The sequence below is a fragment of the Microbacterium sp. 10L49 genome, assembly GCF_056395125.1.
The window spans coordinates 743,259-766,448 of the sequence record NZ_JBFTIW010000001.1; the positions used below are offsets into that span (position 1 = coordinate 743,259).

General features: G+C 68.5%; 18 protein-coding genes and 1 tRNA gene. 6 read left to right on the top strand and 13 right to left on the bottom strand.

The window, feature by feature from the left end:
* Positions 1-136: 136 nt before the first annotated feature.
* Positions 137-2,023 (top strand): bifunctional metallophosphatase/5'-nucleotidase, encoded by a 1,887-nt coding sequence (locus tag AC1DCT_RS03560; RefSeq protein WP_477427498.1) that lies wholly within the window; start codon positions 137-139, stop codon positions 2,021-2,023.
* 57 nt (positions 2,024-2,080) lie between these two features.
* Here the strand turns inward: AC1DCT_RS03560 and AC1DCT_RS03565 are convergent, their stop codons facing one another.
* The 3 genes from AC1DCT_RS03565 to AC1DCT_RS03575 form a co-directional block, all read right to left on the bottom strand.
* Positions 2,081-2,905 carry a glutamate ABC transporter substrate-binding protein gene (locus AC1DCT_RS03565; RefSeq protein WP_477427500.1) on the bottom strand — a complete coding sequence of 275 codons (825 nt, stop codon included), beginning with the start codon at positions 2,903-2,905 and terminating at the stop codon, positions 2,081-2,083.
* Position 2,906: 1 nt separating this feature from the next.
* Positions 2,907-4,622 (bottom strand): amino acid permease, encoded by a 1,716-nt coding sequence (locus AC1DCT_RS03570; protein WP_477427502.1) that lies wholly within the window; start codon positions 4,620-4,622, stop codon positions 2,907-2,909.
* Between the two features lie 142 nt (positions 4,623-4,764).
* Positions 4,765-5,196, bottom strand: coding sequence for an SRPBCC domain-containing protein (locus AC1DCT_RS03575; protein WP_441976121.1), 432 nt, complete (start codon positions 5,194-5,196; stop codon positions 4,765-4,767).
* A 160-nt stretch (positions 5,197-5,356) separates the two neighbouring features.
* On the opposite strand from AC1DCT_RS03575, the gene AC1DCT_RS03580 reads away from it, so the two are divergent.
* The 3 genes from AC1DCT_RS03580 to AC1DCT_RS03590 all read left to right on the top strand — a co-directional run bounded on the left by AC1DCT_RS03580 (position 5,357) and on the right by AC1DCT_RS03590 (position 9,816).
* On the top strand, positions 5,357-5,734 hold the full coding sequence (locus tag AC1DCT_RS03580) for an MmcQ/YjbR family DNA-binding protein (RefSeq protein ID WP_477230591.1): 378 nt from the start codon (positions 5,357-5,359) through the stop codon (positions 5,732-5,734).
* A 118-nt stretch (positions 5,735-5,852) separates the two neighbouring features.
* Entirely contained in the window at positions 5,853-8,669 is a 2,817-nt protein-coding gene (locus tag AC1DCT_RS03585) for a hypothetical protein (protein WP_477427504.1), read from the top strand.
* Between the two features lie 46 nt (positions 8,670-8,715).
* Entirely contained in the window at positions 8,716-9,816 is a 1,101-nt protein-coding gene (locus AC1DCT_RS03590) for a hypothetical protein (RefSeq protein ID WP_477427506.1), read from the top strand.
* Between the two features lie 21 nt (positions 9,817-9,837).
* Here the strand turns inward: AC1DCT_RS03590 and AC1DCT_RS03595 are convergent, their stop codons facing one another.
* Positions 9,838-10,452 (bottom strand): TetR family transcriptional regulator, encoded by a 615-nt coding sequence (locus AC1DCT_RS03595; RefSeq protein WP_477427508.1) that lies wholly within the window; start codon positions 10,450-10,452, stop codon positions 9,838-9,840.
* 548 nt (positions 10,453-11,000) lie between these two features.
* Between AC1DCT_RS03595 and AC1DCT_RS03600 the strand changes: the two genes are divergently transcribed.
* Complete coding sequence (locus tag AC1DCT_RS03600) at positions 11,001-11,909, top strand: hypothetical protein (RefSeq protein ID WP_477427509.1); 909 nt, start codon at positions 11,001-11,003, stop codon at positions 11,907-11,909.
* Positions 11,910-12,003: 94 nt separating this feature from the next.
* Here the strand turns inward: AC1DCT_RS03600 and AC1DCT_RS03605 are convergent.
* The 9 genes from AC1DCT_RS03605 to AC1DCT_RS03645 form a co-directional block, all read right to left on the bottom strand.
* A tRNA-Gln gene (locus tag AC1DCT_RS03605) sits at positions 12,004-12,075 on the bottom strand.
* A 115-nt stretch (positions 12,076-12,190) separates the two neighbouring features.
* Positions 12,191-13,696 carry a glutamate--tRNA ligase gene (gene gltX / locus AC1DCT_RS03610; protein WP_477427510.1) on the bottom strand — a complete coding sequence of 502 codons (1,506 nt, stop codon included), beginning with the start codon at positions 13,694-13,696 and terminating at the stop codon, positions 12,191-12,193.
* Positions 13,697-13,785: 89 nt separating this feature from the next.
* Complete coding sequence (locus AC1DCT_RS03615) at positions 13,786-15,339, bottom strand: S53 family peptidase (protein WP_477427512.1); 1,554 nt, start codon at positions 15,337-15,339, stop codon at positions 13,786-13,788.
* Between the two features lie 155 nt (positions 15,340-15,494).
* Positions 15,495-16,763, bottom strand: coding sequence for an MFS transporter (locus AC1DCT_RS03620; RefSeq protein ID WP_477427514.1), 1,269 nt, complete (start codon positions 16,761-16,763; stop codon positions 15,495-15,497).
* Positions 16,760-17,539 (bottom strand): fumarylacetoacetate hydrolase family protein, encoded by a 780-nt coding sequence (locus tag AC1DCT_RS03625; protein ID WP_441976099.1) that lies wholly within the window; start codon positions 17,537-17,539, stop codon positions 16,760-16,762. Before AC1DCT_RS03625 ends, AC1DCT_RS03620 begins: the two co-directional genes overlap by 4 nt.
* 25 nt (positions 17,540-17,564) lie before the next feature.
* On the bottom strand, positions 17,565-18,623 hold the full coding sequence (gnd, locus tag AC1DCT_RS03630) for a phosphogluconate dehydrogenase (NAD(+)-dependent, decarboxylating) (RefSeq protein WP_477427516.1): 1,059 nt from the start codon (positions 18,621-18,623) through the stop codon (positions 17,565-17,567).
* 77 nt (positions 18,624-18,700) lie between these two features.
* Positions 18,701-19,813, bottom strand: a complete 1,113-nt coding sequence (locus AC1DCT_RS03635; protein ID WP_441976097.1) for a branched-chain amino acid aminotransferase — start codon at positions 19,811-19,813, stop codon at positions 18,701-18,703.
* A 50-nt stretch (positions 19,814-19,863) separates the two neighbouring features.
* Positions 19,864-20,925 carry a 3-isopropylmalate dehydrogenase gene (locus tag AC1DCT_RS03640; RefSeq protein WP_477427517.1) on the bottom strand — a complete coding sequence of 354 codons (1,062 nt, stop codon included), beginning with the start codon at positions 20,923-20,925 and terminating at the stop codon, positions 19,864-19,866.
* An 89-nt stretch (positions 20,926-21,014) separates the two neighbouring features.
* A complete protein-coding gene (locus AC1DCT_RS03645) occupies positions 21,015-22,553 on the bottom strand; it encodes an MFS transporter (protein WP_477427519.1) in 1,539 nt (512 codons plus the stop codon).
* A 67-nt stretch (positions 22,554-22,620) separates the two neighbouring features.
* Between AC1DCT_RS03645 and AC1DCT_RS03650 the strand changes: the two genes are divergently transcribed.
* A complete protein-coding gene (locus AC1DCT_RS03650; RefSeq protein WP_477427520.1) occupies positions 22,621-23,178 on the top strand; it encodes a TetR/AcrR family transcriptional regulator in 558 nt (185 codons plus the stop codon).
* The last annotated feature ends 12 nt before the right edge of the window (positions 23,179-23,190 follow it).

Consider the following 23,190-nt stretch of genomic DNA (forward strand, 5'->3'; position numbering starts at 1 on the left):
GCGGAAGCCGCGTCCGCACGCCGACCGCCGCTCGCTTGAGCACGCCGCGAAACCGGATCCGCTCGTACGCGCAATGGGAGATTGTTAACGCGCGCGTTGTTGTCGTCGTCACCCGGGCATGGTTGCATCGGTCCTCATGACAGATGAAACACATCTCCACCGCCACGCCGACGCCCCGCAGCCCCGGTGGTGCTCCTGCGCCGTCCCCGATGACATCGAGCAGGAGCGACGCTCAGGGCTGAGCCGGCGCGGATTCCTGACCGGCGTCTCCGCGGCGAGCGCCCTCGCGGCGGCCGGCTGGGTCGCCACCAGCTCCGATTCGGCGTCCGCGGCTGCAGGCGGTGTCGGCAAGTCCGTGACCATCACGATCATGGGCTCCTCCGACATCCACTCGCATGCGGTCAACTGGGACTACTACAAGGACGCGGAGTACACCGACAAGGCCGGCAACGTCGTCGGCCTGTCCCGCGTCTCCAGCGTCGTCAACCAGATCCGCGCCGATCGCGGGCGGGACCGCACGCTGCTCTTCGACGCCGGCGACACCATCCAGGGCACCCCGCTGGGCTTCTACTACGCGACCGTCGACCCGATCACCACGAGCGGCGCGATCCACCCCATGGCCGCGCAGATGAACGCGATCGGCTACGACGCGGTGGCCCTGGGCAACCACGAGTTCAATTACGGCCTCGACTTCCTCGACACGTGGATCTCGCAGATGAATGCGCCGGTGCTCGGCGCGAACGCCGTGCACACGGGAACCACCGTGCCGGCCTACACGCCGTACACGATCAAGACGCTGCACCCGAAGGGCGCCAAGCCGATCCGGGTCGGCGTGCTCGGCCTGACCAACCCGGGAATCGTCATCTGGGACAAGGCCAACGTGAGCGGCAAGCTCGAGGTGCTGGACATCGTCGAGACAGCGAAGCGCTGGGTGCCCGTGATCCGCGACCAGGGCGTCGACGTGCTCGTCGTGAGCGTGCACTCCGGCGACAGCGGCACCTCGTCATACGGCGACGCGCTGCCCAACGAGAACGCCGCGGCACTGATCGCCGAGCAGGTGCCCGGTGTCGATGCGATCCTGTTCGGCCACGCGCACAAGGACATCCCGCAGCGGTTCGTGACCAACGCCACCACGGGACAGCAGGTCGTGCTCAGCGAGCCGATGTGCTGGGGACAGCGCCTGAGTGTCTTCGACATCGAGCTGCAGCAGGTCAAGGGGCAGTGGACGGTGGTCTCGAAGAAGGCCACGAACGTCAACACGAACACGGTTCAGGACGATCCTGCCCTCGTGTCGCTCATCCAGGCGCAGCACGACGCCGTGGTCGCGTACGTCAACAAGCCCGTGGCGAACTCCACGGAGGAGCTGTCGGCCGCCGAGTCCTGCTGGAAGGACACCGCGATCCTCGACTACGTCAACAAGGTGCAGGTCGACACCGTGACGAAGGCGATCGCCGGCACGGCGGAGGCATCGCTGCCGATCGTGTCGATCGCCGCTCCCTTCAACCGGCAGGCGACATTCCCCGCCGGGGAGGTCACGATCCGCGACGTCGCTGGGCTGTACATCTACGACAACACGCTCATGGCCTCGGTGCTCACCGGTGCGCAGATCAAGGACTACCTGGAGTACTCGGCGAAGTACTTCCAGCAGGTCGCCCCCGGCGCCCCGGTGGATCCGGCGAGCTGGACCAACGCGCTGAACACCCCGGACTACAACTACGACCAGTTCTCGGGAGTGACCTACGACGTCGACATCGCGCAGCCGCAGGGATCCCGGATCCAGAACCTGTCCTGGAACGGCGCGCCCGTCGACCCGGCGCAGAAGTTCGTGGTCGCGGTGAACAACTACCGCCAGTCGGGCGGCGGCGGCTTCCCGCACATCGCGACCGCGCCGGTCGTCTACAACGCGCAGGTCGCGATCCGTGAGGCCATCGTGTCCTACGCCTCGGCGGCCGGCACGATCGACCCGAAGGACTTCCACGTCGTGAACTGGCAGCTCACGCGCGCGGGAACCCCGGTCTTCTGAGCGCTCACGACGCCCCTCCGTTTCGATCCCGCGCGGAGGGGCGTCGCCGTGCCGCCTCTACTTCACAGTGGGCGGCGCGGGGATCGCGTAGCCGGACGGGGCGATGTTCGCGTCGAGCGACTTCTTCCATGCCCCGGAGGAGATGTAGTCCTTGAGCGCGGTGCGCACGGTGTCGAGCCGGTGGTCGCCCTGCTTCAGGCCGACCCCGTAGTTCTCATCCGTGAAGCCCTTGCCAATCACGCGCAGCACGCCCTTGTATTCGGGCAGTGTCGCGAAGCCGGCGAGGATGAGGTCGTCGGTCGACACCGCATCGACCGTGCCCGCCGCCAGATCACGAACGCATTCGGACCAGGACGGCACCTTCACGACGGTGATCTTCCCCCGATAGTGCGACGTAAGGTAGTCGATCGAGGTCGTGCCGGCGGCCGCGCACACCTTCTTCCCATCCAGGGTCTCCGGACCGGTGATCGTCTCGTCGTTGCGGCGGATGAGCAGATCCTGGTGCGCGACGAAGTACGGGCCGGCGAACGCGATCTCCTTCTCCCGTTCCGGGGTGATCGAGAAGGTGGAAACCACCAGGTCGACCTTGCCCGAGGTGAGCGCGCTCACCCGCTCATCCTGGTCGATGCGCTGCCATGTGATGTTCTTCGTCGGCACGCCGAGCTTGCCCGCGACGTAGTTCGCCGTGTCGATGTCGAAGCCGGCATAGCCCGCGTCCGTCTTGAGGCTCACGCCGGGCAGGTCGTCCGCGATGCCGATCGTGAGGGTCGCGGATCCGGTGGCGTTGTTGTCACCGGTGTTCTGCGGGGTCGCGGAGGAGCAGCCGGCGACGAGCATCGAGACCGCGACGAGGCCCATTGCGACGAGGCTGAGGCGGCGCATGTCACCGGCTCCCTTCGCTCTTGTCCGAGCCGCCCTCATGCGGGTTCTTGTCCGGCTCCTCGAGGTTGTCCCACTCGTGCATCTCGATCTCGATGGGACCGATCTCGATGCCGTCGTCGTCCTCGTCCTCATCGCGCTCGTGCACGTCGAACTGCACGGTGCCGAGGGCGGCGATCGATTCGGTGCGCGGGCCGGGTTCTCGAGGCGGATAGCGCAGGCCCGTGTCGGTCCACTTGCTGAGCATCCGGCCGTCGGTGTGCGCGGCGACCTTCCCCTTCACGATCAGCCAGCCGAGCTCGAAGATCACGAGCAGCACGGGGATCCCCACGACGACCACGACGAAGCCGGTCTTGTGCCAGAAGTACGGGGAGGCCTGCCACCCCGAGATCGCCATGCCGACGATCACGAACACGAGGAACGCGAGGCCCAGGTAACTCGTCCACGGAGTGCCCGGTGCGCGGAACGTGCTCGCCGGCAGCACTCCCCTGTCGCTGAGTCTTCGCAGACGCAACTGACAGATGAAGATCGTGCCCCAGGTGAACACCACCGCGATCGAGGCCGCCTCCAGCGCGATCTCGAAAGCATCGGGGCTCACCGCGTTCAGGATGGATCCGAACACGTAGACGACGGCCGTCATCACGATGCCCGCCCAGGGGACGCCGGACTGGCTCATCTTGAGCGTGAAGCCCGGAGCCTGCTTCGCCATGCCGAGGCTGCGCAGCACGCGACCGGTCGTGTACAGCCCCGAATTCAGCGACGACATCGCCGCGACGATGAGGATCGCCTGGATCACGTTGGCCATCCAGGGGATGCCCATCCGCCCGAACACGGTCACGAACGGGCTGATGCCCGGAGTGAACTCGCTCGTCGGCAGGATGCAGACCAGCAGCAGCAGCGCACCGCAGTAAAAGACGCCGATACGCACGATGACCGCGTTCACGGCCTTCGGCACCTCGCGCTTCGGATCCTCCATCTCACCCGCCGCGATGCCGACCATCTCGATGGCGGCGTACGCGAAGACGACGCCCGACATCACGATGATCGGTCCGTACCAGGCGAAGCCGTCACCCGAGGGCCAGAATCCGCCGGGGTTGGACCAGAGGTTCTGGATCCCCGCGCGATGCCCTCCGACGTCGAAGCTGAACGCCACCACGACGATCCCGACGACGAGGAAGACGATGATCGCGGTGACCTTGAGCACCGACGCCCAGAACTCGAACTCGCCGAACGCCTTCGCGGAGAGCAGGTTGACCACGAGCACCACGGCGAGCGCAATGAGCACCGTGGCCCACGTGGGCATCTGCGGCCACCAGTACTGGATGTACAGGCCGACGGCGCTGAGCTCGGCGATGCCGGTGAGCGCCCAGTTCGTCCAGTACATCCAGCCCGTGTAATACGCCGCCTTCTCGCCGAAGAACTCGCGCATCCACGACACGAAGGCGCCGGAGGTGGTGCGGTACAGCACGAGCTCGCCGAGCGCGCGCATGAGGAAGTAGGCGATCACGCCCACGAACGCGTAACTGAGCACGAGGGCGGGGCCGTTGCTGTGCAGCCGGGAAGCGGATCCCAGGAACAGGCCCGTGCCGATCGCACCGCCGATCGCGATCATCTGCACCTGTCGGCGGTTCAGGCTCTTCTTGTACCCGGCCTGCTCCGCATCGTGCTCCGCGCCGTGGTCTTCGGCGTGCATGAGACTCCCGGCATCGGTCTGCGACATGCGATCCCCCTGTCGTTCACCCGTGGTCACCGGTGGGGCGGGTCGCAGGACGGCTCGGAGCATCGGTGCTGACGTGGTACCGAGGATGGCACGTTTTCTGGACCGAGGGCAACGGATCCCCGGCGCGTTCCGGTTCCGGTGCTCAGCCCTGCCGCTCGGCGATGTCCTTCATCGCACGCACGAGGCTGTCCCACATCCTCTTCGAGTGCAGGGCGGCCGCCTCGTCGGGGTTGTTGTCCTGACTCAGCGTGAACTCGACCGGGCCGTCCCCCGCGATCGTCCAGGTCAGCGTGTGGTAATTCTCCGGGATGTCGGGCTTCCCCGTGAGAGGGCTGAAGTGCGTGCAGACGAGACGCCGCCCCGGCTCGGCCTCCAGGATCACGCCCTTGTCCTCATAGGCGCGCCCCTCCCACTCCCCCTGCCAGCGGATCGGCGCCCCGACCGTCCAGTCCGTGACGACCGTCGTCCCGAACATGAACTCCCGGACCGCGTCCGGATCCGTCAGCACCTCCCACACGCGGTCGGGGGACGCATCGATCATGATGCTCGACGTGGCGACCTGGTCCTCGGACATGCTCGACTCCCGTTCGTTCGGCCCTCGCCCCATGATCCGCCGAAATCCGCGGCGCGTACAGGGGCGCAGCGCGAACCGACTCCGGCTCAGTGTCTCCCGCACGCGGCATGATGGGTGCAAGGATCCGGGCTCGGATCCTGCGGACGAGAGGGCTCAGCGCATGACAGGCGACGACATGCAGGACTGGGTGCAGGCGCGTGCCGAGGAGCTTCCCGGCGTCACCGTGGACCAGCCGTTCGGGCCCGAGGTCGACGTCTTCCGCGTGCGAGGACTGATGTTCATGGCGCTCTCGCCGTCCACCCGCACGGGCGTGACTCTCAAGTCCGCGCCGGAGGACGCCGAGGCCCTGCGTGCCACGTATCCCGCGATCATCCCCGGCTATCACATGAACAAGCGGCACTGGATCACGCTGCGCGCCGACGGCAGCCTCGAGCGGGGCCTCGTCGAGGAGCTCGTCACCGAGGCCTACCGTCTCGTGGTCGCGAAGCTCCCGCGGGCGCAGCGCCCAGTGGATCCTGAGGTCTTCGGGAGGGTGTGAACCAGAGGCCGGCCGCGGCCTCGATCGCCGCGCGGAGGACGAGTCCTGTATCAGGAGCGGCGCCGCGTGCTCCTTGTCATCGCTGGATCCCAGCACGACGAGAATCAGGGTGATCAGGATGAACGAGCTGTTCCGCTTCATGGTGATGCGTCCGGCGGATCTGCCCGCCACGACCGATGTGCACACGCTCGACGCCCGAGCGATCGACATCGGCGACGGCGCGCCCGCCCTCCGACGATCGGCGAAGGCGTTCCTCCAGTCCGACGTCGCGGTGCGTACGGTCACCGAGGACCCGCTGGGCATCGCGGCCCGCGCCGTCGCGGCCGCACTCGGGGTATCGCGTATGTCGAACGCCGACGCGGAGGCGGTGATCCTGGCGGCGACCGGACGCGCATCGACGGCGGTGGTGTCGGGAGGGGACTTCGCCGCGTACCGTCAGCGCGTCGAGGACACGCTGATCGCCGCGAAGGCGCTCTCCGACTCCTCGGGCACCGATGCGCGCGGTCTCGCGACGGTCGCGCAGGGTCTCGACGTCATCGCCCGGACGGCAGACGGCGACCCCGAGATCGCCGTGCGCCCGCTCGTCATGCCAGCAAGCCTGCCGAAGGCGGACAGGCCAGCATCCGAGCCGCCGTCGACGGACCCAGGGCCGAGGCCCACCGGCCCGGACGAGGGCAGGATCCGCGCCGAGATCGACCGTCTGGACCGCGCGATCGCCGCGCTGGGCGGGCTCTCCGCCTCCGGCTTCGCCGCCCAGACCCGCTCCGAGGCGCCGCAGCCGCGGACCCGCACCGCACGGGCGGCGGGCGACGCCGGCGGCGCAGCGCGTACGAGCGCTGCGCGCACCGAGACGGAGAACTCCGGATCCGTCACCCCTGGGATCCCCTGGGTCCTGGACACGTCCACCGTCCAGAAGCTGCCCGCCGCGGTGCGCAGCACCCTGCGGGGGCTCACGCTCGACGTCGCCGTCACCCCGCTGCCCGTCATGCTGCGGACGCTGGACGAGGCACGAGGATCTCTGCTGACGTCGCTCACCGTGCCGATCTCCGCGGTCTCCGCCGTCTCGCTCGTGGGCAGCGCCCTGGTGCAGACCCCGGGAGCATCCGATCTCGTAGGCGACCCCGCGACAGGCATGCCCACCGGGCACGGATCCATCCGCCCCGTCGGCGTGGGCGACCTGCTGCTCGTCAAGGAGCATGTCCTGCGCTACGAGGGCGGCGAGCTCGCACATGTGGAGAACGTGCTGAAGTCCGAGCACCTCGACCGCGAGACACGGCGTCTCGAGCGCACCGAGACCACGATCCTCACCGAGCAGGAGACGACGAAGGAGGAGGAGCGCGACACGCAGTCGACCGATCGGTTCTCGCTCAGCCGTGAGACCAGTTCCACGATCAAGGACGACACCCAGTTCAAGGCGGGCCTGTCCGTGGACGCGAAGTACGGCCCGTTCGTGGAGGTGAAGGCCAACGCCGACTTCGCCACGAACCACTCGTCGGAGGAGTCGACCAAGCAGGCCTCGGAGTTCAGCAAGGACGTCGTCGCTCGCTCCGTCAGCAAGGTCGTCGACCGCGTGCTCGAGCGACGTACCACCACCACGCTGAACGAGTTCGAGGAGCGCTATTCGCACGGCTTCGACAACACGAAGGGCGCCGGCAACATCTCGGGCGTGTACCAGTGGGTGGACAAGGTGCTGCAGGCGCAGGTCTACAACTACGGCAAGCGGATGCTCTTCGACGTCACGCTGCCCGAGCCTGGCACCGCCTTCATCGTCGCGCAGACCAAGGGCAAACTCGAGGGACAGACCTTCACCGCACCGGTGCCGTTCACGCTCACCCCGACCCTGGTCACGGAGGGCAATTACGCGTTCTGGGCGCATCAGTACGACGTCACCGGAATCGAAGCTCCTCCCCCGCCGGTGAAGACGTTCAGCAAGGCGTTCGACGGCACGGTTCCGCAGGATCCGTACGAGTTCAGCAAGTCGGCCGACATCGCGATCGACGACGGCTATCAGGCCAAGTACGCCCTGTGGACGGCCGCATGGAACACCTACTCGGGGGCGGCCTGGTATCTGCTCATCGGGAACAACGCGCTCAACGTGTTCGCCGACGCGACCTACGTCGACATGGCCGGCGAGGTGGGCACGGTGTCGGTGGCCACCTATGGCTGGAAGCTGCGCGACTTCGCGGCGACCGTGGAGATCTTCTGCGAGCGCACCGCCCGCGCGATGACGGCCTGGCAGCTGAAGACGCACGCCGCGCTGACCCAGGGATACCTCGCGAAGCAGCAGGCCTACCAGTCGCAGCTCGACGAGGCGGCGGCCGCCGCCGGCGTGGTCATCTCCGGCCGCAACCCGATGTGGAACTCGAGGATCGTGACGACGGAGCTGCGCAAGCAGTGCCTCACCCTGCTGACCGCGCAGCAGTTCGACGCGTTCGGCGCGCTGCAGACCTCCGTCGAGGGCTACCCGCAGCCGGATCTGCCGCGCAGCGAGCAGCAGATGCCGTACGTGCGCTTCTTCGAGCAGGCCTTCGAGTGGGAGCACATCGTCTACTTCTTCTACCCGTACTTCTGGGGCTGGAAGCCCGCCTGGTCGCACCGGATGCTGCTCGACGACGTCGACACCGAGTTCGCCGACTTCCTCAGAGCGGGCGCTGGTCGCGTGGTCTTCCCGGTCCGTCCCGGCTTCGAGGCCGCGGTCGTGCACTACCTGGAGACCGGCGAGATCTGGAACGGCGGACCCGCGCCCGACATCTCCAGCTCGCTGTACGTGCCGATCGTCAAGGAGATCCAGGAGGCCACCGGAGCGCCCGGCGACGAGGTGCCGGTCGGCGACCCGTGGCTCGTGCGGCTCCCCACGACCCTCGCCAAGCTGCGCGCGGACGACGCGCTCCCGACCTGGACCAAGGTCGGAGAGGACTGGCAGCCGTCCAACTGAGCCTCGTCCGTCCCGTGGCGGACGACGACCGGCAGGAGGCCGAGACATGCGCAACCACATCATCATGGCCGGCGTGGACTGGGAGTTCCAGGGGGTCGACTTCCAGGTGCTGGCCACGAACCGCCGTAAGTACCTCACGCGGCAGAACACCGCGAAGGCGGATCTCCGATTCCTCATGATGGACGTTCGCGCCGGTCAGGTCACCCGCATCGACGTGACCTACCCGGGCGGTACGAAGACCGAGACCTCGAGCGTGGTGGCGACGTTCGGGGCCGTCGGCCGCTCCAGCATCGGCACGTTCACCGACTCCGCCGGGGTGAGCCGCACCGGGTTCAAGCCGGGTCAGTTCAGCGTGATGTCGATCACGGACCTGTACGCCGCGATCCGCGACATCGGCCAGAACGCGCCCGGCACGCTGCAGGAGGTGAGCTTCTTCGGACATGGCTGGATGGGCGGCCTCATCCTCGTCAACAGCTTCAACGACCGTGCCCCGATCATCCCGGTGCCGTCCACGGGGGGCGCCCCGACCACGATCACGGCCACGCTCGGCCCGACGCAGCGGGATCCGAACGACAAGGACTCCCGGGGCGAGTACGACTTCGTCGCGCCGACCCAGGACGCCGCCGCGCTCACGCTGTTCCAAGCGGCGTTCGCGACGGACGGCTTCTCCTGGCTCTGGGGCTGTGCGTTCCCGCGGGTGATCCACCACGCGATGTGGGCGATGGAAGGCGCCAAGGGCTACGCGACGAGCGGCACCGGCGACAACACCGTACTGACGCTCGATCGGGTCGTGAAGGAGGACGTCGACTACATCGAGGGTTTCCTGCTGCCGATCCTGAAGACGCCGTTCCCGTCGCGCTCCACGATCACGACGAAGTTCAAGTTCCTCAAGTACGTGTTCTGCGCGGCCAACGCGTCGGCCTTCGCCGCCCAGCTCGCGACAGCGACCGGCAAGCCCGTCCGCGCGGCGCTGCTCGGCACCTACGCCGAGTACGACGATCCGACGGACATGATGCACGTGCACACCGGTTTCACCGCGCACGTCGCGTTCTACAAGAACTACGTGGGCATGTCGATGGATCCGGAAGGGCGCGGCTACGGCGTGTATCAGCCGGGGCTGACCTGCACGGCGCCCTCGGTTCCGTGACCCGACCTCAGTCGGGAACGATCACTCCGGTCGGTGGGATGACGTGAGCAGCATCCGTATTCCCGCCTGCGCCGCGGCGACACGACGCGGCAGGGAGGCCCATTTGTCCTCGAGCCCGGAGAGGACCTGCGCACCGACGAAGATCTCGTTCAACAGCTCGGCCGTCGCACGCACCTCGAGATCGGCTGACATCGACCCGTCCGCGACCCCGTCGCGCACGACGGCAGCCGCGATATCGACCCATGCCGTGTAGGGCGTGCTGGAGTCGATCTCCAACCCCGTCGCGGGCTGCATCGAGAGGCGGATCCCCGCCTGCACGAGCTCATCCGTCGCGATCAGTTCGGCGAGGCCCTCGAACAGCCCCAGGATGCTGTCCAGACCCGAACCCGGACGGGCCTGCACGTCGGCGAGCACCTGGGCCATGCGCCCCTGCTGAACAGTGAGAACCGCGCGCGCCACGTCATCCTTGTTCCCGAAGTGGAAGTACAGAGACCCCTGGCTGATGCCCGCTTCTTCAGCGATGTCCTTCAGTCGGGCCTCCGCGTACGCTATCCGCGAGAACACCGCGCCGGCCGCCACGAGCAGGGCTCGCTGCGTCTCCACACCATTGGCCCGCTTCGCGGCCTTCGCCTCCATCGCGCCTCCCGGGCCACTCCGTTGTCGGCCGTGTGCCGAACCCAGTACATCGTAGGTTCCTGTCACGGATATGCCGTGATCGCCGGCATGACGCGACCCGTGCCGCGCGCTCGCGTGCGGAGGAGTTCCCGTACCGCCCGATCGGTACGGGAACTCCGGGCGGCGCGGCAACACCCCCCTGCCGCTCAGCGCCGGCACGGCCGCCACATGCCCCAGGCGACCTTCCCGCGCTCACCGCCACTCCGATCATCCCGAGTCGCTTGCGGGCGAGCTCACGAAGATCCTAACCATACTAAGTCAGCGGTCCAACTAACGAGGACAGGTCTGCTCAGGGGATGTCGACGCGATGGTTCTGCGGCGCGCCTGTCTCAGACCAGGAAGGGAACTCGGCGCCACGACACGGACGAGCTCCGCTCGAGCTGATCCCGAAGAGTGGAACAGGAACACGCATCTCGGTGGATCCGCTCTCCCCCATCAGGACAAGACCGAGGCCCGGACTGAACGAGTTTCGCGCTAGATCTGCCTCCGCGGTGCGCGATGATCGTCTCATGAAGCGTGATGCCACTCTGGTTCGAGCTGACATCCTTTTGCGATGGGCAGAAATTGCGGTCCTAGTCAGGACGATCGCTGATGTGCACGCCCGATGCGTGATTCCTGTCACGGGAAGCGACTCCGAGATCGTGGATCAGCAGTATCCGCGCGAGTCCTTCAGCCAATGGGCCCGCGAAGGGCTGCGCTCAGGCCTAGACCACATGCTTGCCTGGGCAGACGTGGCGATACCAACCCAGCGCCGAGTCGATGGTCCGATTACGCACCAGGGCTTTCGGTGGTTCCACACGCTGTCCCGAGCCGCGATGGAAGGAGCCGCACAGTCGCTTTGGCTCACCAACGTCAGCAACACCGGCGAAGCGATCGCGCGTCTCATCCGGGCTGTCCGGGATGACCTCAGGGAACAACGCCTGGCTTGGAGCGCCCAGGGCAAGAGTCTTGTCGAGACCGATGAGCGGATAGCGTTCCATGCGAGAAACGCCCAGTCTTGGACGGAGTACGGCCCCTCTGTGGACAAGATGCCGTCTTACGTGGATATGATCCGCGCGGCCGCCGAACGCGGGGATTTGAACCCAGACCGCTGCGAAGCTGCCTGGAGAACCGCGAGTGCCGCTGCTCACGGGAAGACATGGGCAATCCTCGATCTGCAGACGTTCAAGGGCACGTCTGTGGAGTGGCGCCCGGGCCAGTTCCACACGCCGGGGGTCGCTGATCAAGATCGGCTCACGGAGTCGCTGGAAGTTGCGAGCTCGCTGCTCGCGAGCGCTTCTGCGCAGTTGTTGCTTCGGAACGGTTACAACCCGACTCCCGAGTACGCCAAGTCTGCCATCGCAGTGGGGCGCGGATCACAGATGAAGGACGGTGGCGCGCAGGTCGAGGCGCTAGCGAAAGAGTTGGGGATCGAGTAGTTCAACCACGAGATATCCCACATATCTCCCACGCGCCTTCCACCGGGCGCCTACCTAAACCAGAAAACCCCCGCCTTAGCGGGGGTTTTTCTTGCTGGGGTACCTGGACTCGAACCAAGAACAACTGAACCAGAATCAGCCGTGTTGCCAATTACACCATACCCCAAGGGCGAAACCGGAGCCTCGCACCGAGAGTCAAGCTTACCCGAGCTGATCCCGGGATCCAAACCGGGGCGAGATCCCGCGCGCGTCGCGCTCCCCCGCCCCGGCCCGCGATCGGGTCAGCCCAGGAACTCGGCCAGCGCGCGGAGGCGGCGGAGCGTCTCGTCCTTGCCGAGCAGCTCCATCGACTCGAAGAGCGGCGGCGACACCCGGCGTCCGCTCAGGGCGACGCGCGGCGGGCCGTAGGCGACGCGGGGCTTGAGACCGAGACCGTCGATCAGCGCGGCCGCCAGGGCATCCTGGATCGCCTCCGGCGTGAACGTATCGAGCGGCTCGAGCGCCACGACGGATGCCGTGAGCACCTCGGCGGCGTTCGCGGGCAGCCCCTTGAGCGCGTCCTCGTCGTATGAGACCTGGTCGGAGAACAGGAAGCCCAGCAGGCCGGGCACTTCGCCGAGCAGCTGCACGCGCTCCTGCACGAGCGGGGCGGCGCGGAAGGCCAGCACGAGCTGCTCGTGCGTCGGCTCCCCGTCGAACACGTCGGCGGCGGCGAGGTACGGCAGGATCCGCTCGGCGAAGTCCTTCGCCTCGAGCTTGCGGATGTGGTCGCCGTTGATCGACTCGGCCTTCTTCTGGTCGAAGCGGGCCGGGTTCGGGTTCACGTTGACGATGTCGAACGCGGCCGTGAACTCCTCGAGCGAGAACACGTCGCGGTCGGGGCCGATCGACCAGCCGAGCAGCGCGAGGTAGTTCAGCAGGCCCTCGTGGATGAAGCCGCGCTCGCGGTGCAGGAACAGGTCGGCCTGCGGGTCGCGCTTGCTGAGCTTCTTGTTGCCGGTCTCCCCCAGCACGAGCGGCATGTGCGCGAAGCGCGGCACGAAGGTCGTCACGCCGGCGTCGATGAGCGCACCGTAGAGCGCGAGCTGACGCGCTGTCGACGGCATCAGATCCTCGCCGCGCAGCACGTGCGTGATGCCCATGAGCGCGTCGTCGACCGGGTTCACGAGCGTGTACAGCGGAGCGCCGTTCGGACGCACGACCACGAAGTCGGGGAAGGATCCCGCCGGGAACGTGACCTCGCCGCGGATGAGGTCGACGTAGGTGACGTCTTCATCCGGCACACGCAAACGCAGCGCGGGCTGGCGACCCTCGGCGCGGAACGCGGCCCGCTGCTCCTCGGTGAGGTCGCGGTCGAAGTTGTCGTAGCCGAGCTGCTTCGCGCGGCCGTTCGCCTCGTTGCGGGCGTCGATCTCCTCCGCCGTCGAGTAGCTCTCGTACACGGATCCGGCGGCCTTGAGCTTCTCGATCACGCCCTGGTAGATGTCACCGCGCTGCGACTGGCGGTACGGCCCGTGCGGGCCGCCGACCTCGACGCCCTCGTCCCAGTCGATCTTCAGCCAGGTCAGCGCGTCGACGAGTTGGCGGAAGCTCTCCTCGCTGTCGCGCGCGGCATCGGTGTCCTCGATGCGGAACACCATCTTGCCGCCGGTGTGCCGGGCGTAGGCCCAGTTGTAGAGCGCCGTGCGGACCATGCCGACGTGCGGCAGACCCGTCGGCGAGGGGCAGAAGCGGACGCGGACGTCAGCACCGGACGCGGTCGTGGTGCGGGGATCGGGAGTAGCCATAGCCCTTCGATTCTAGTTGCGGGCGGCCTGCCTCCCGAGCAGGGTCCGGGGCCGGACGGGAGAACCCCGCCCGGCCCCGGATCGTGGAATCACTGCGCGACGAGCTGTGCGACGTACCCCGGCACCATGGGCGCGCCCCATCCGGTGGTCAGGTCGTAACCGTCCGTCGTGGCGTAGCCCGGCACGGCGTTCGGCGTGAGCGAGCCGTCATCGGCGAGCGCCCACATCCGGTTGCTGTCGAGCACCCCGCTCGGCGTTGTCCCGTAGGTGCGCGGAACGATGTCGTTGAACGCCGACGAGTGGTCGAACGACGCGCTGTACAGCGCCTTGTTCAGATCGCCGATCGGGCCCTTGCCCGCGGCGGCCCGCGCCTGGTTCGCGATCGCGGTCGCCGCGGCCGCCTGCGGGGACGCCGCCGAGGTGCCGCCGAAGACGCCCCACGCCGCGGGACCCTCGGTGCTCGGGAAGTACGTGTGGTAGACCAGCACGCCTCCGTTCACCGCCGCGTTCCACGCGAGGTCCGGCACGCCGCGCGCACCGCCGACGACGCCGGAGACGCCGTCCTGGTACGCCGGCCGCGAGTACACGGTCGACAGGCCGCCGCCTGTGCCGATCTGGAAGCCGCCCTCGTTCCACACGGGCTCGGTGTTGCCGCCCGAGTTCCACGCCCAGTACGCCGGGTTGCGGGCGCCGCTCGCGAGATACGGCACATCCTGGGTGGGGTTCCACGTCCAGCCGTCCTGCACCTGGGTACCGCCGACAGAGGTCACGTACGGCGAGACGTTGGGGTAGCTGACCTCGGGCGTGGATCCGACCGTGCCGGCGCGGTGCGAACGGACGTATCCGGTGGATCCGTCATCGCCGGACGACGCGAAGAACGTGTCGCCCTTCGCGATGCCGCGCTGGAAGGTCTGGTCGAACTTCGTGAACTGCGTCTTCGCCGCGGAAGCGGATCCGAAGGTCTGCTCGTCGGTGCCGAACGACATGGAGAACACCGTCCCCGACGGGTACTTCTGGATCGCCCAGTCGATCGCCTTCATCAGGTTGGGGACGCCCTGCACGCCCTGCGTCTCGGCTGGCGGGGTGGACAGCAGCACGATGTGCGCCTTCGGCGCCATCGCGTAGGCCCACTGCACGTCGAGGTTGGCCTCTCCGGCCCAGCCGGCGGCGGAGTTCGGGCCGGACTGCCCGACGCCCTTGCCGGTCGGGTTCTTGTAGTCGGGCGTGCCGAGCGGCGAGACCGCCTCGAAGTCCGGGGCAGGTCCACCGAACGTCTGGGCGAAGAAGGCCAGGTCATCGGCGGCGGTCGGGCTGCCGTAGGCGTCCACCAGCACGATCGTCTGTCCGGCGCCGTCGTTGCTGGAGGCGAGCGGACCCAGGCCGTAGTGCGCACGCAGCTGATCCGGCGTGTAGCAGTGGATCGTGGTGGAGACGCGGTTGTCCGGGGCGGGGCGCTGGCAGGCGATGGCCCCGCCGTCCGAATCGGCCTGCGAGGTGAACGCGCTGTCCGGAGCCTGCGCCGCGAACGGCACCACGCTCGCCGCGGCGGGCGGTGGAGACGAGACTGGGGCGAGGGCGAGCGCCGTCGCTCCGGCCATCGCGGTGACGCCGAGTGCGGCGAAGAGGGCCCTGGTACGTGACATGCCAACCTCCTTGTTGACGGATCACCCGGGCCGCCGGGTCAGCGGCGCGGGACCGCCCATGACGCTACACCCGCACCAGCGCTCTGATACCGGATGTTCAGCGGTCTCATAAGGACGGATCCCGGCGCATCACCGCGATCCCGGCGACGTGCCTCTCATCGCTTCCCGAACGGCGACAGCACGACGATCGCGGCGACCACGACGAGGGCCGCGATGGCGAGGCCCGCGTAGGAGAACGACTGCAGGATCACGCCGGCCAGCACCGCACCGCCGGCCGCGCTCAGGCTCATGAGCGAGTCGCTGCGGCCCTGACGGCGGGTGCGCAGCGCGGGCGCGGACGCCTCGGTGAGCAAAGCAGCACCGGCGACAGTCGCGGCGCTCCACCCGAGGCCCAGGAGGATCAGCGCGACCATCACACCCCACGTGGTCTCCCCCGCGAACATCGCGAAGCAGAGGGACACGACGAGCAGCGCCTGCCCGAGCAGCACCGTGCGCAGCCGGCCCCAGCGGTCGGCGAGGATGCCGAACACCGGCGACAACCCGTACATCCCGGCCACGTGCATCGCGATGGTCACGCCGACGAGCACGGTGACGTCGAGCTCCATCGACATGCCGTCGTGCATGCCACCCATCACCCCGCCGGCCATGGCCATGTGCGACAGGTGCACCGGGGTCATCGCCATGACCGAGGCCATCGTGACGTGCGAGCCGGCGATCGCGAAGATCGCGTAGCGGGCGGCGACCGGGCGGTCGACGCGCTCGATGCCGGCCGCGACGGATCCGGTCTCGGGCAGCGTGCGCGAGGTGAGCAGCGGATCCGGCCGGAGCGCGATCAAGTACAGCGCGAACGCCGCGATCTGCGCCACCAGCGAGAACAGGTAGGAGCCGGTGTGCTCAGGCATCCCGATCGCCCGGCCGAGCTGTTCGCCCGGGCCGAGCAGCAGGGGCCCGGCGACCCCTCCGATCGTGGTCGCCCACACGACGACCGACAGATCCCGACCGCGATGCTGCGGCTGGGCGAGATCGGTCGCGGCGAACCGGGACTGCAGGTTCCCGGCGTTGCCCATGCCGATCATGATGATCCCGACCAGCAGCAGCGGGAACACGCGGATCGCCGCCGCGCCGATCACCACCACGATGCCGACCAGGGCGAGCAGGTTGCCCGCCGTGAGCGCGAGGCGGCGGCCGCGCAGCCCGGCGAGGCGCGCCAGCGGGATCGCCGCGAGGGCGGCGCCGAGCGTCACAGAGGCGGTGGCGAGGCCGGAGAGCGCGTCGCTTCCCGAGATGTCCGCCGCGAGCAGCGCGCCCAGCGAGACCGTCGCGCCGAAGGCGATCCCGCCGAGGACCTGACCGAGCGAGAGGATTCCGACGGTGCGACGCTGGATCCTGGTGCGCTCCTGTTCGGTCAGGATCGCTGCGGTCACGACGCGGGCACGGCGTCGCGCACAGCGTTGCGCAGCGTCCCGATTCCGGAGATCTCGACCTCGACCGTGTCACCGGCCTCGAAGGCGCCCACGCCGGCCGGAGTGCCGGTCATGATCACATCGCCCGGCAGCAGCGTGAAGACGGCCGAGGCATACGCGATGATGTCGGCGACGGAGTGGATCATGTCGGTGAGAGGGGCGTGCTGGCGCACCTCGCCGTTCACCCGGGTGGTGAGCTCCGCGACGTCCAGGTCGACATCGGTCTCGATCCACGGTCCCAGCGGGCAGAACGTGTCGAAGCCCTTCGCGCGCGACCACTGGCCGTCCTTGCGCTGCAGGTCGCGAGCCGTGACGTCGTTGCCGACCGTGTAGCCGAACACGTACTGCTGCGCGTTCTCCGCGGCGACGTTCTTGGCGATGCGCCCGATCACGACCACGAGCTCGCCCTCGTGCTCGGTGCGCTCCGAGAGCGCATTCGGACGCACGATGGTGTCACCGGGGCCGATCACCGCGGTGTTCGGCTTGAGGAACAGCAGCGGCTCCGCCGGCGCCTCGCCGCCCATCTCGGCGGCATGGTCGTGGTAGTTCTTGCCGACGCAGACCACCTTCGACCGCGGGATCACCGGGGCGAGCAGCGCCACATCGGCCAGCGGCACCCGCTCCCCCGTCGTCTCGTAGCCCGCGAACATCGGGTCGCCGGCCAGCACGACCAGCTCGCCCTCGTCGAGGATCCCGTACTTGATGCCGTCGTTGTGGCTGAACCGAGCGATCTTCACACGCTCAGCCTATCCAGACGCGCGATCAGCCCGTCGTCTCGGCCTTGTTGCCGCCGGCCTCGAGCACGTCGCCCGCGGGCAGCTCCTTGTGCCCGCCGAACTGCAGGCGCATCGCCGAGAGCACCTTGTTCGCATACAGATCCTCGTCCCGCGACGCGAAACGCTCGAACAGCGAGGCGGCGAGCACCGGCACCGGCACGCCCACGTCGACGGCGGCCTTGACCGTCCAGCGGCCCTCGCCCGAGTCGGACACCCGGCCGGCGAGGCCGTCGAGCGTGGGGTTGCCCTGCAGAGCCGCGGCGGTGAGGTCGAGCAGCCACGACGAGATGACGGATCCGCGCCGCCACAGTTCGGCGACCTTCGGGGTGTCGATGTCGAACTGGTAGTACTCGGGCTCCTCGAGAGGTGCGACCTCGGCGGAGTGCTCGGCCTCGCGGATCCCCGCGTCGGCGTTCTCGAGCAGGTTCAGCCCCTCGGCCAGCGCCGCCATCACGCCGTACTCGATGCCGTTGTGCACCATCTTCACGAAGTGACCGGCACCGGACGGCCCGCAGTGCAGGAATCCGAGCTCCTCGTCGCTGAGCTCGCCGGTACGACCCGGGGTGCGCTCGATCTCGCCGACGCCCGGCGCGATGGTCTTCAGGATCGGGGTGATCGTGGCGAACGCCTCGTCGGGGCCGCCGACCATGAGGCAGTAGCCGCGCTCCAGGCCGAAGACCCCACCGCTGGTGCCGACGTCGACGTAGTTCAGGCCCTTCTCGCGCAGGGCCTTGGCGCGGCGCACGTCGTCGCGGTAGTTCGAGTTGCCGCCGTCGATGAGGATGTCGCCGGGCTTCAGCACCTCGCTGAGCTGGTCGACGACACGCCCGGTGAGCCCGGCCGGGATCATCAGCCAGACGACGCGCGGCCCGTCGAGCTTGGACGCGAGGTCGGCGTAATCGGTCGCGCCGATCGCCCCCTCCGCCACGAGTGCGGCGACAGCATCCGGGTTGACGTCGTAGACGACGCACTCGTGCCCTCCGCGCATGAGGCGGCGCACGATGTTCGCCCCCATCCGTCCGAGTCCGACCATGGCCAGCTTCATAGCGGGGTCCTCTCCTGTCAGGGATCGCGGTTCATGCGCCGCCTCCGCGTCGGAGGCGGCGTGGATCGTGCGGCGGGTCAGGCGTCCAGGCGGACGAGCCAGCCGTGGGTGTCCTCACGGCGGCCGTACTGGATGTCGGTGAGCTCCTCGCGCAGCGACATCGCGAGTTCGGTCGACGCGGGACCGGCGTGCACGATCTCGAAGTCGTCTGCCATGAGCGTGCCGATCGGCACCACGACCGCGGCGGTGCCGCAGGCGAACGCACCGACGATCTCGCCGGACGCGGCGCCGTCGCGCCACTCCTGGATGGAGACCTTGCGCTGCTCGACCTCCAGCCCGCGGTCCTTCGCGAGCTGCAGGATCGACGCGAGCGTGATGCCCTCGAGGATGGAGTCGCTGGCCGGGGTGATCAGCTTGTTGTCGCGGGTGACGAGCACGAGGTTCATGCCGCCGAGCTCCTCGATGTACTCGCCGTCGAGGAACAGGACCTGCTGGCAGCCCTTCTTGTACGCCTCCTCCTGCGGGAGCAGGCTCGAGGCGTAGTTGCCGCCGGTCTTGGCCGCGCCCGTTCCGCCGTGACCGGCGCGGGCGTAGTCACGGGACAGCCAGATGTTCACCGGCTGCACGCCGCCGGGGAAGTACGCTCCGGCCGGGCTCGCGATGAGGTAGTAGGCCACCTTCTTCGCGGCCCGCACGCCGAGGAAGGCCTCCTTGGCGAACATGAACGGGCGGAAGTAGAGGCTCTCCTCGGGGTTGCTGGGCACCCAGGAGGAGTCGACGGCGACGAGCTGCTTGAGCGACTCGATGAACAGTTCGGTCGGCAGCTCGGGAAGAGCCAGGCGCCGCGCAGAACGCTGCAGGCGGGCGGCGTTGCGGTCGGGGCGGAAGGTCCACACGGATCCGTCCGCGTGCCGGTAGGCCTTGAGGCCCTCGAAGATCTCCTGCGAGTAGTGCAGCACGGCGGCCGCCGGGTCGAGCTCGATGGGGCCGTACGGCGAGACGCGAGGACGGTGCCAGCCGCCCTTGTCCGACCAGCACAGATCGACCATGTGGTCGGTGAAGTGCTGCCCGAAGCCGGGCGCGGCGAGGATCTCCTCGCGGTCGGCGTCGGAGCGCGCGTCCTCGTTACGGGTGACGCGCCAGATGAGTCCGGCTGGTGACGGAGCCTGAAGAGGGAGTTCGATGGTCATGAATGCGTCCTGACAGGTCGAAGGGTGCGGCGTCGTGCGCTGACTTCAGGTTACGCCTGGAGCCGGGCGATGATCGCCGCGCCGGTCTGTTCGGTGGTGCGGGCGCCGTCCCGTGCGGCGATGTCCTCCGAGGCCGCACGCTGCACGCGTGCGGCCTCGTCGCTCAGCCCCAGGTGGTCCAGGAGCAGAGCGACCGAGAGGATCGCTGCGGTGGGGTCGGCCTTCTGCTGGCCCGCGATGTCGGGTGCCGAGCCATGCACGGGCTCGAACATCGACGGGAACGCGCCGTCGGGGTTGATGTTGCCCGAGGCGGCGAGGCCGATGCCACCGGTGACGGCGCCGGCCAGATCCGTGAGGATGTCCCCGAAGAGGTTGTCGGTGACGATCACGTCGAAGCGCGAAGGGTGGGTGACCAGGAAGATCGTGGCCGCATCGACGTGCAGGTAGTCTACGGCCACGTCGGGGTGCTCCAGCGCCACCTCGTCGACGATGCGCTTCCAGATCGCGCCGGCGTGCACCAGCACGTTGGTCTTGTGCACGAGCGTGAGCTTCTTGCGGCGCTTCTCCGCGAGCGCGAAGGCGTAGCGCACCACGCGCTCCACACCGAAGGCGGTGTTCACGCTGGTCTCGTTCGCGACCTCGTGCGGGGTGCCCTTGCGGATGGCGCCGCCGTTGCCGACGTAGGGTCCCTCGGTGCCCTCGCGGACGACGACGAAGTCGATCTCGCCCGGGTCCGCGAGCGGTCCGGGCGCACCCGGGTAGAGCTTGGACGGGCGCAGGTTGACGTAGTGGTCGAGCTCGAAACGGAGCTTCAGCAACAGCCCGCGCTCGATGTTCGCGTCCTTCAGGCGCGGATCCCCCGGCTGCCCGCCGACGGCGCCGAGCAGGATCGCGTCGTGCGCGCGGATCGCATCCAGATCCTCATCGGTCAGCGTCTCGCCCGTCTCCAGGAAGCGCGCGGCGCCGAGCGAGAAGCGGGTCTTCTCGAACGTCACGGGGCTCGAGGCGGTCACGGCGTCGAGCACCTTCTCCGCTTCGGTGACGACCTCGGGACCGATGCCGTCACCCGGGATGACAGCCAGCTTCACGACACGGGACGACGATTCCGACACGGGCGCTCCTTGCGATTCGTTACGGGTGCAGGATCCCAGGCTATCGGGAGCCGGAGACCCACCCGACAAAGAGTCGTCGAGAATGGTGGTCAGTTGCCGAGCCGGCGCCCGAGGGTGAGCGCGGCGATCGTCGCGGCGCAGATCACCAGGAAGCCTCCGATGAGCGAGGTCACCATGACGCCGGTGCCGAACGCCTCGGATGCGGCCTGCTGCAGCGCCTGTCCGAGCGCCCCCGGCAACTGCTCCGCCACGGAGAACGCTCCGGCGAGAGTCTCCTTCGCGCGATCGGCCAGCGCCTCCGGCACACCCGCCGGCACGACCAGCGAGGTGCGGTAGAACGCGGTGATGATGCCGCCGAGGATCGTGGTGCCGAGCACGGCGCCGAGCTCGTACGCCGTCTCCGACACGGCGCTGGCCGCGCCCGCCTTCTCCGGCGGGGCGGCGGCGAGGATGAGCTCGTTCGAGACGGTCTCCGCCGCGCCGATGCCGGTGCCGAGCAGCACGAACGCGACGATCAGGGGCGCCACACCGTGCGCGTGCGTGGTGAAGGCCACCACGAGATAGCCGGCGAGCGAGAACACCAGGGCGGCCGGGACGAGGATCTCGGGACGCACGCGGCGCGCGATCGGCACGACGACGAGTCCGGAGACGATCATCATGGCCATACCCGGGATGAGCGCGAGGCCTGCCTCGACGGGCTTCAACCCGAGCACGAGCTGCAGATGCTGCGACACGTAGTAGAGGAAGCCCACGAGGGCGACGACGCTGAGCAGGTTCACGAGGATCGCACCGCTGAACATGCCGCGGCGGAACAGCGCCATATCGAGCATCGGGATCTCTGCGCGCAGCTGCCGGCGCACGAACAGCACGCCCATGCCCACGCCGAGGATGACCAGGATCACGACGAGCGGGGTGAGCCCTTCAACGGCGAACTCCTTGATCGCATAGACCACCGGCACCATCGTGGCCATCGACATCAGGATGCTGAACGGGTCGATCCGGCCCGGCTTCGGATCCCGGCTCTCCGGCACCAGGATCGGTGCGAGGATCAGCAGCGGGATGAGCACGGGCACGGCGACGAGGAACACGGATCCCCACGCGAAGTGCTCGAGCAGCACTCCCCCGACGATCGGCCCGAGTGCGGAGCCGGTGGAGAACGCGGCCGCCCACACGGCGATCGCGAGCCGTCGCTGCTCGCGGTTCTGGAACACCGAGCGCAGCAGCGAGAGCGTAGACGGCATGAGCATCGCGCCGAAGAACCCGAGCAGAGCGCGGGCGGCGATCAGCAGCGCCGCCGTGGGAGCGAACGCGGCGAGCGCGGAGACGAGCGCGAACCCGGTGGCGCCGATGAGCAGCATCTTCCGTCGCCCGAAACGGTCACCGAGCGTGCCCATCGTCACCAGGAGCCCGGCGAGCACGAGCGGGTAGACGTCGATGATCCAGAGCTGCTCGACGCCATTGGGGCTCAGCGCCGTCGAGATCTCCGGCAGAGCGAAGGACAGCACGGTGTTGTCGACCGAGACCAGCAGCACCGGCAGCATGAGCACGACCAGCGCCGCCCAGCCGCGTGCACCGACGCGGGGGCCGTCCTCGGTCCCCGGAAGGGAGATCGACGCTGTTGCGGACATGGTGCACCTCTCGGATTCATCGCGGAAGGACGAGTTACTTAACCGTCCAGCTGGTATAGTAACAGACATGGCCAGACCTCCGCATGCCCGTGAGCGCGTTCTCGACGCCTACGAGGCCCTGCTCATCTCCGCGGGCGAGCGCACCGCGACCCTCGACGCCGTGGCACGGGCCGCCGGCGTCTCCAAAGGCGGTCTGCTCTATCACTTCGCGTCGAAGGACGAGCTCGCGAGTGCGATGATCGGACGCCTGGACCGTCTCGTCGAGGAGGACGTCGCGACGATGGGCAAGGCGCAGGATGGGCCGGTCGAGTACTACCTCCGCACATCGGTGATGATGGACGACTCGCTCGACCGCGCGATCATCGCGGCATCCCGGCTGGCGCAGGGCGGAAGCTCGCCCGCGGCGGAGGCTCTGCACCGGATGCGCGATCGCTTCGCGGAGGGGATCCGCCCGCACGTCCGCGATCAGGCGGCGCTCGATCTCGTGCTGCTGCTCAGCGACGGCCTGTTCTTCAACAATGCGCTGGACTCGCACGGGCCCGCAGAGGACGCGGACGGCGTCGTCCCCACCGGCGCCGACTTCGACGCCCTGGTCGCCTTGGTGCTCCGCTCCGTTGAGACCTGAGACTGTCCCGAA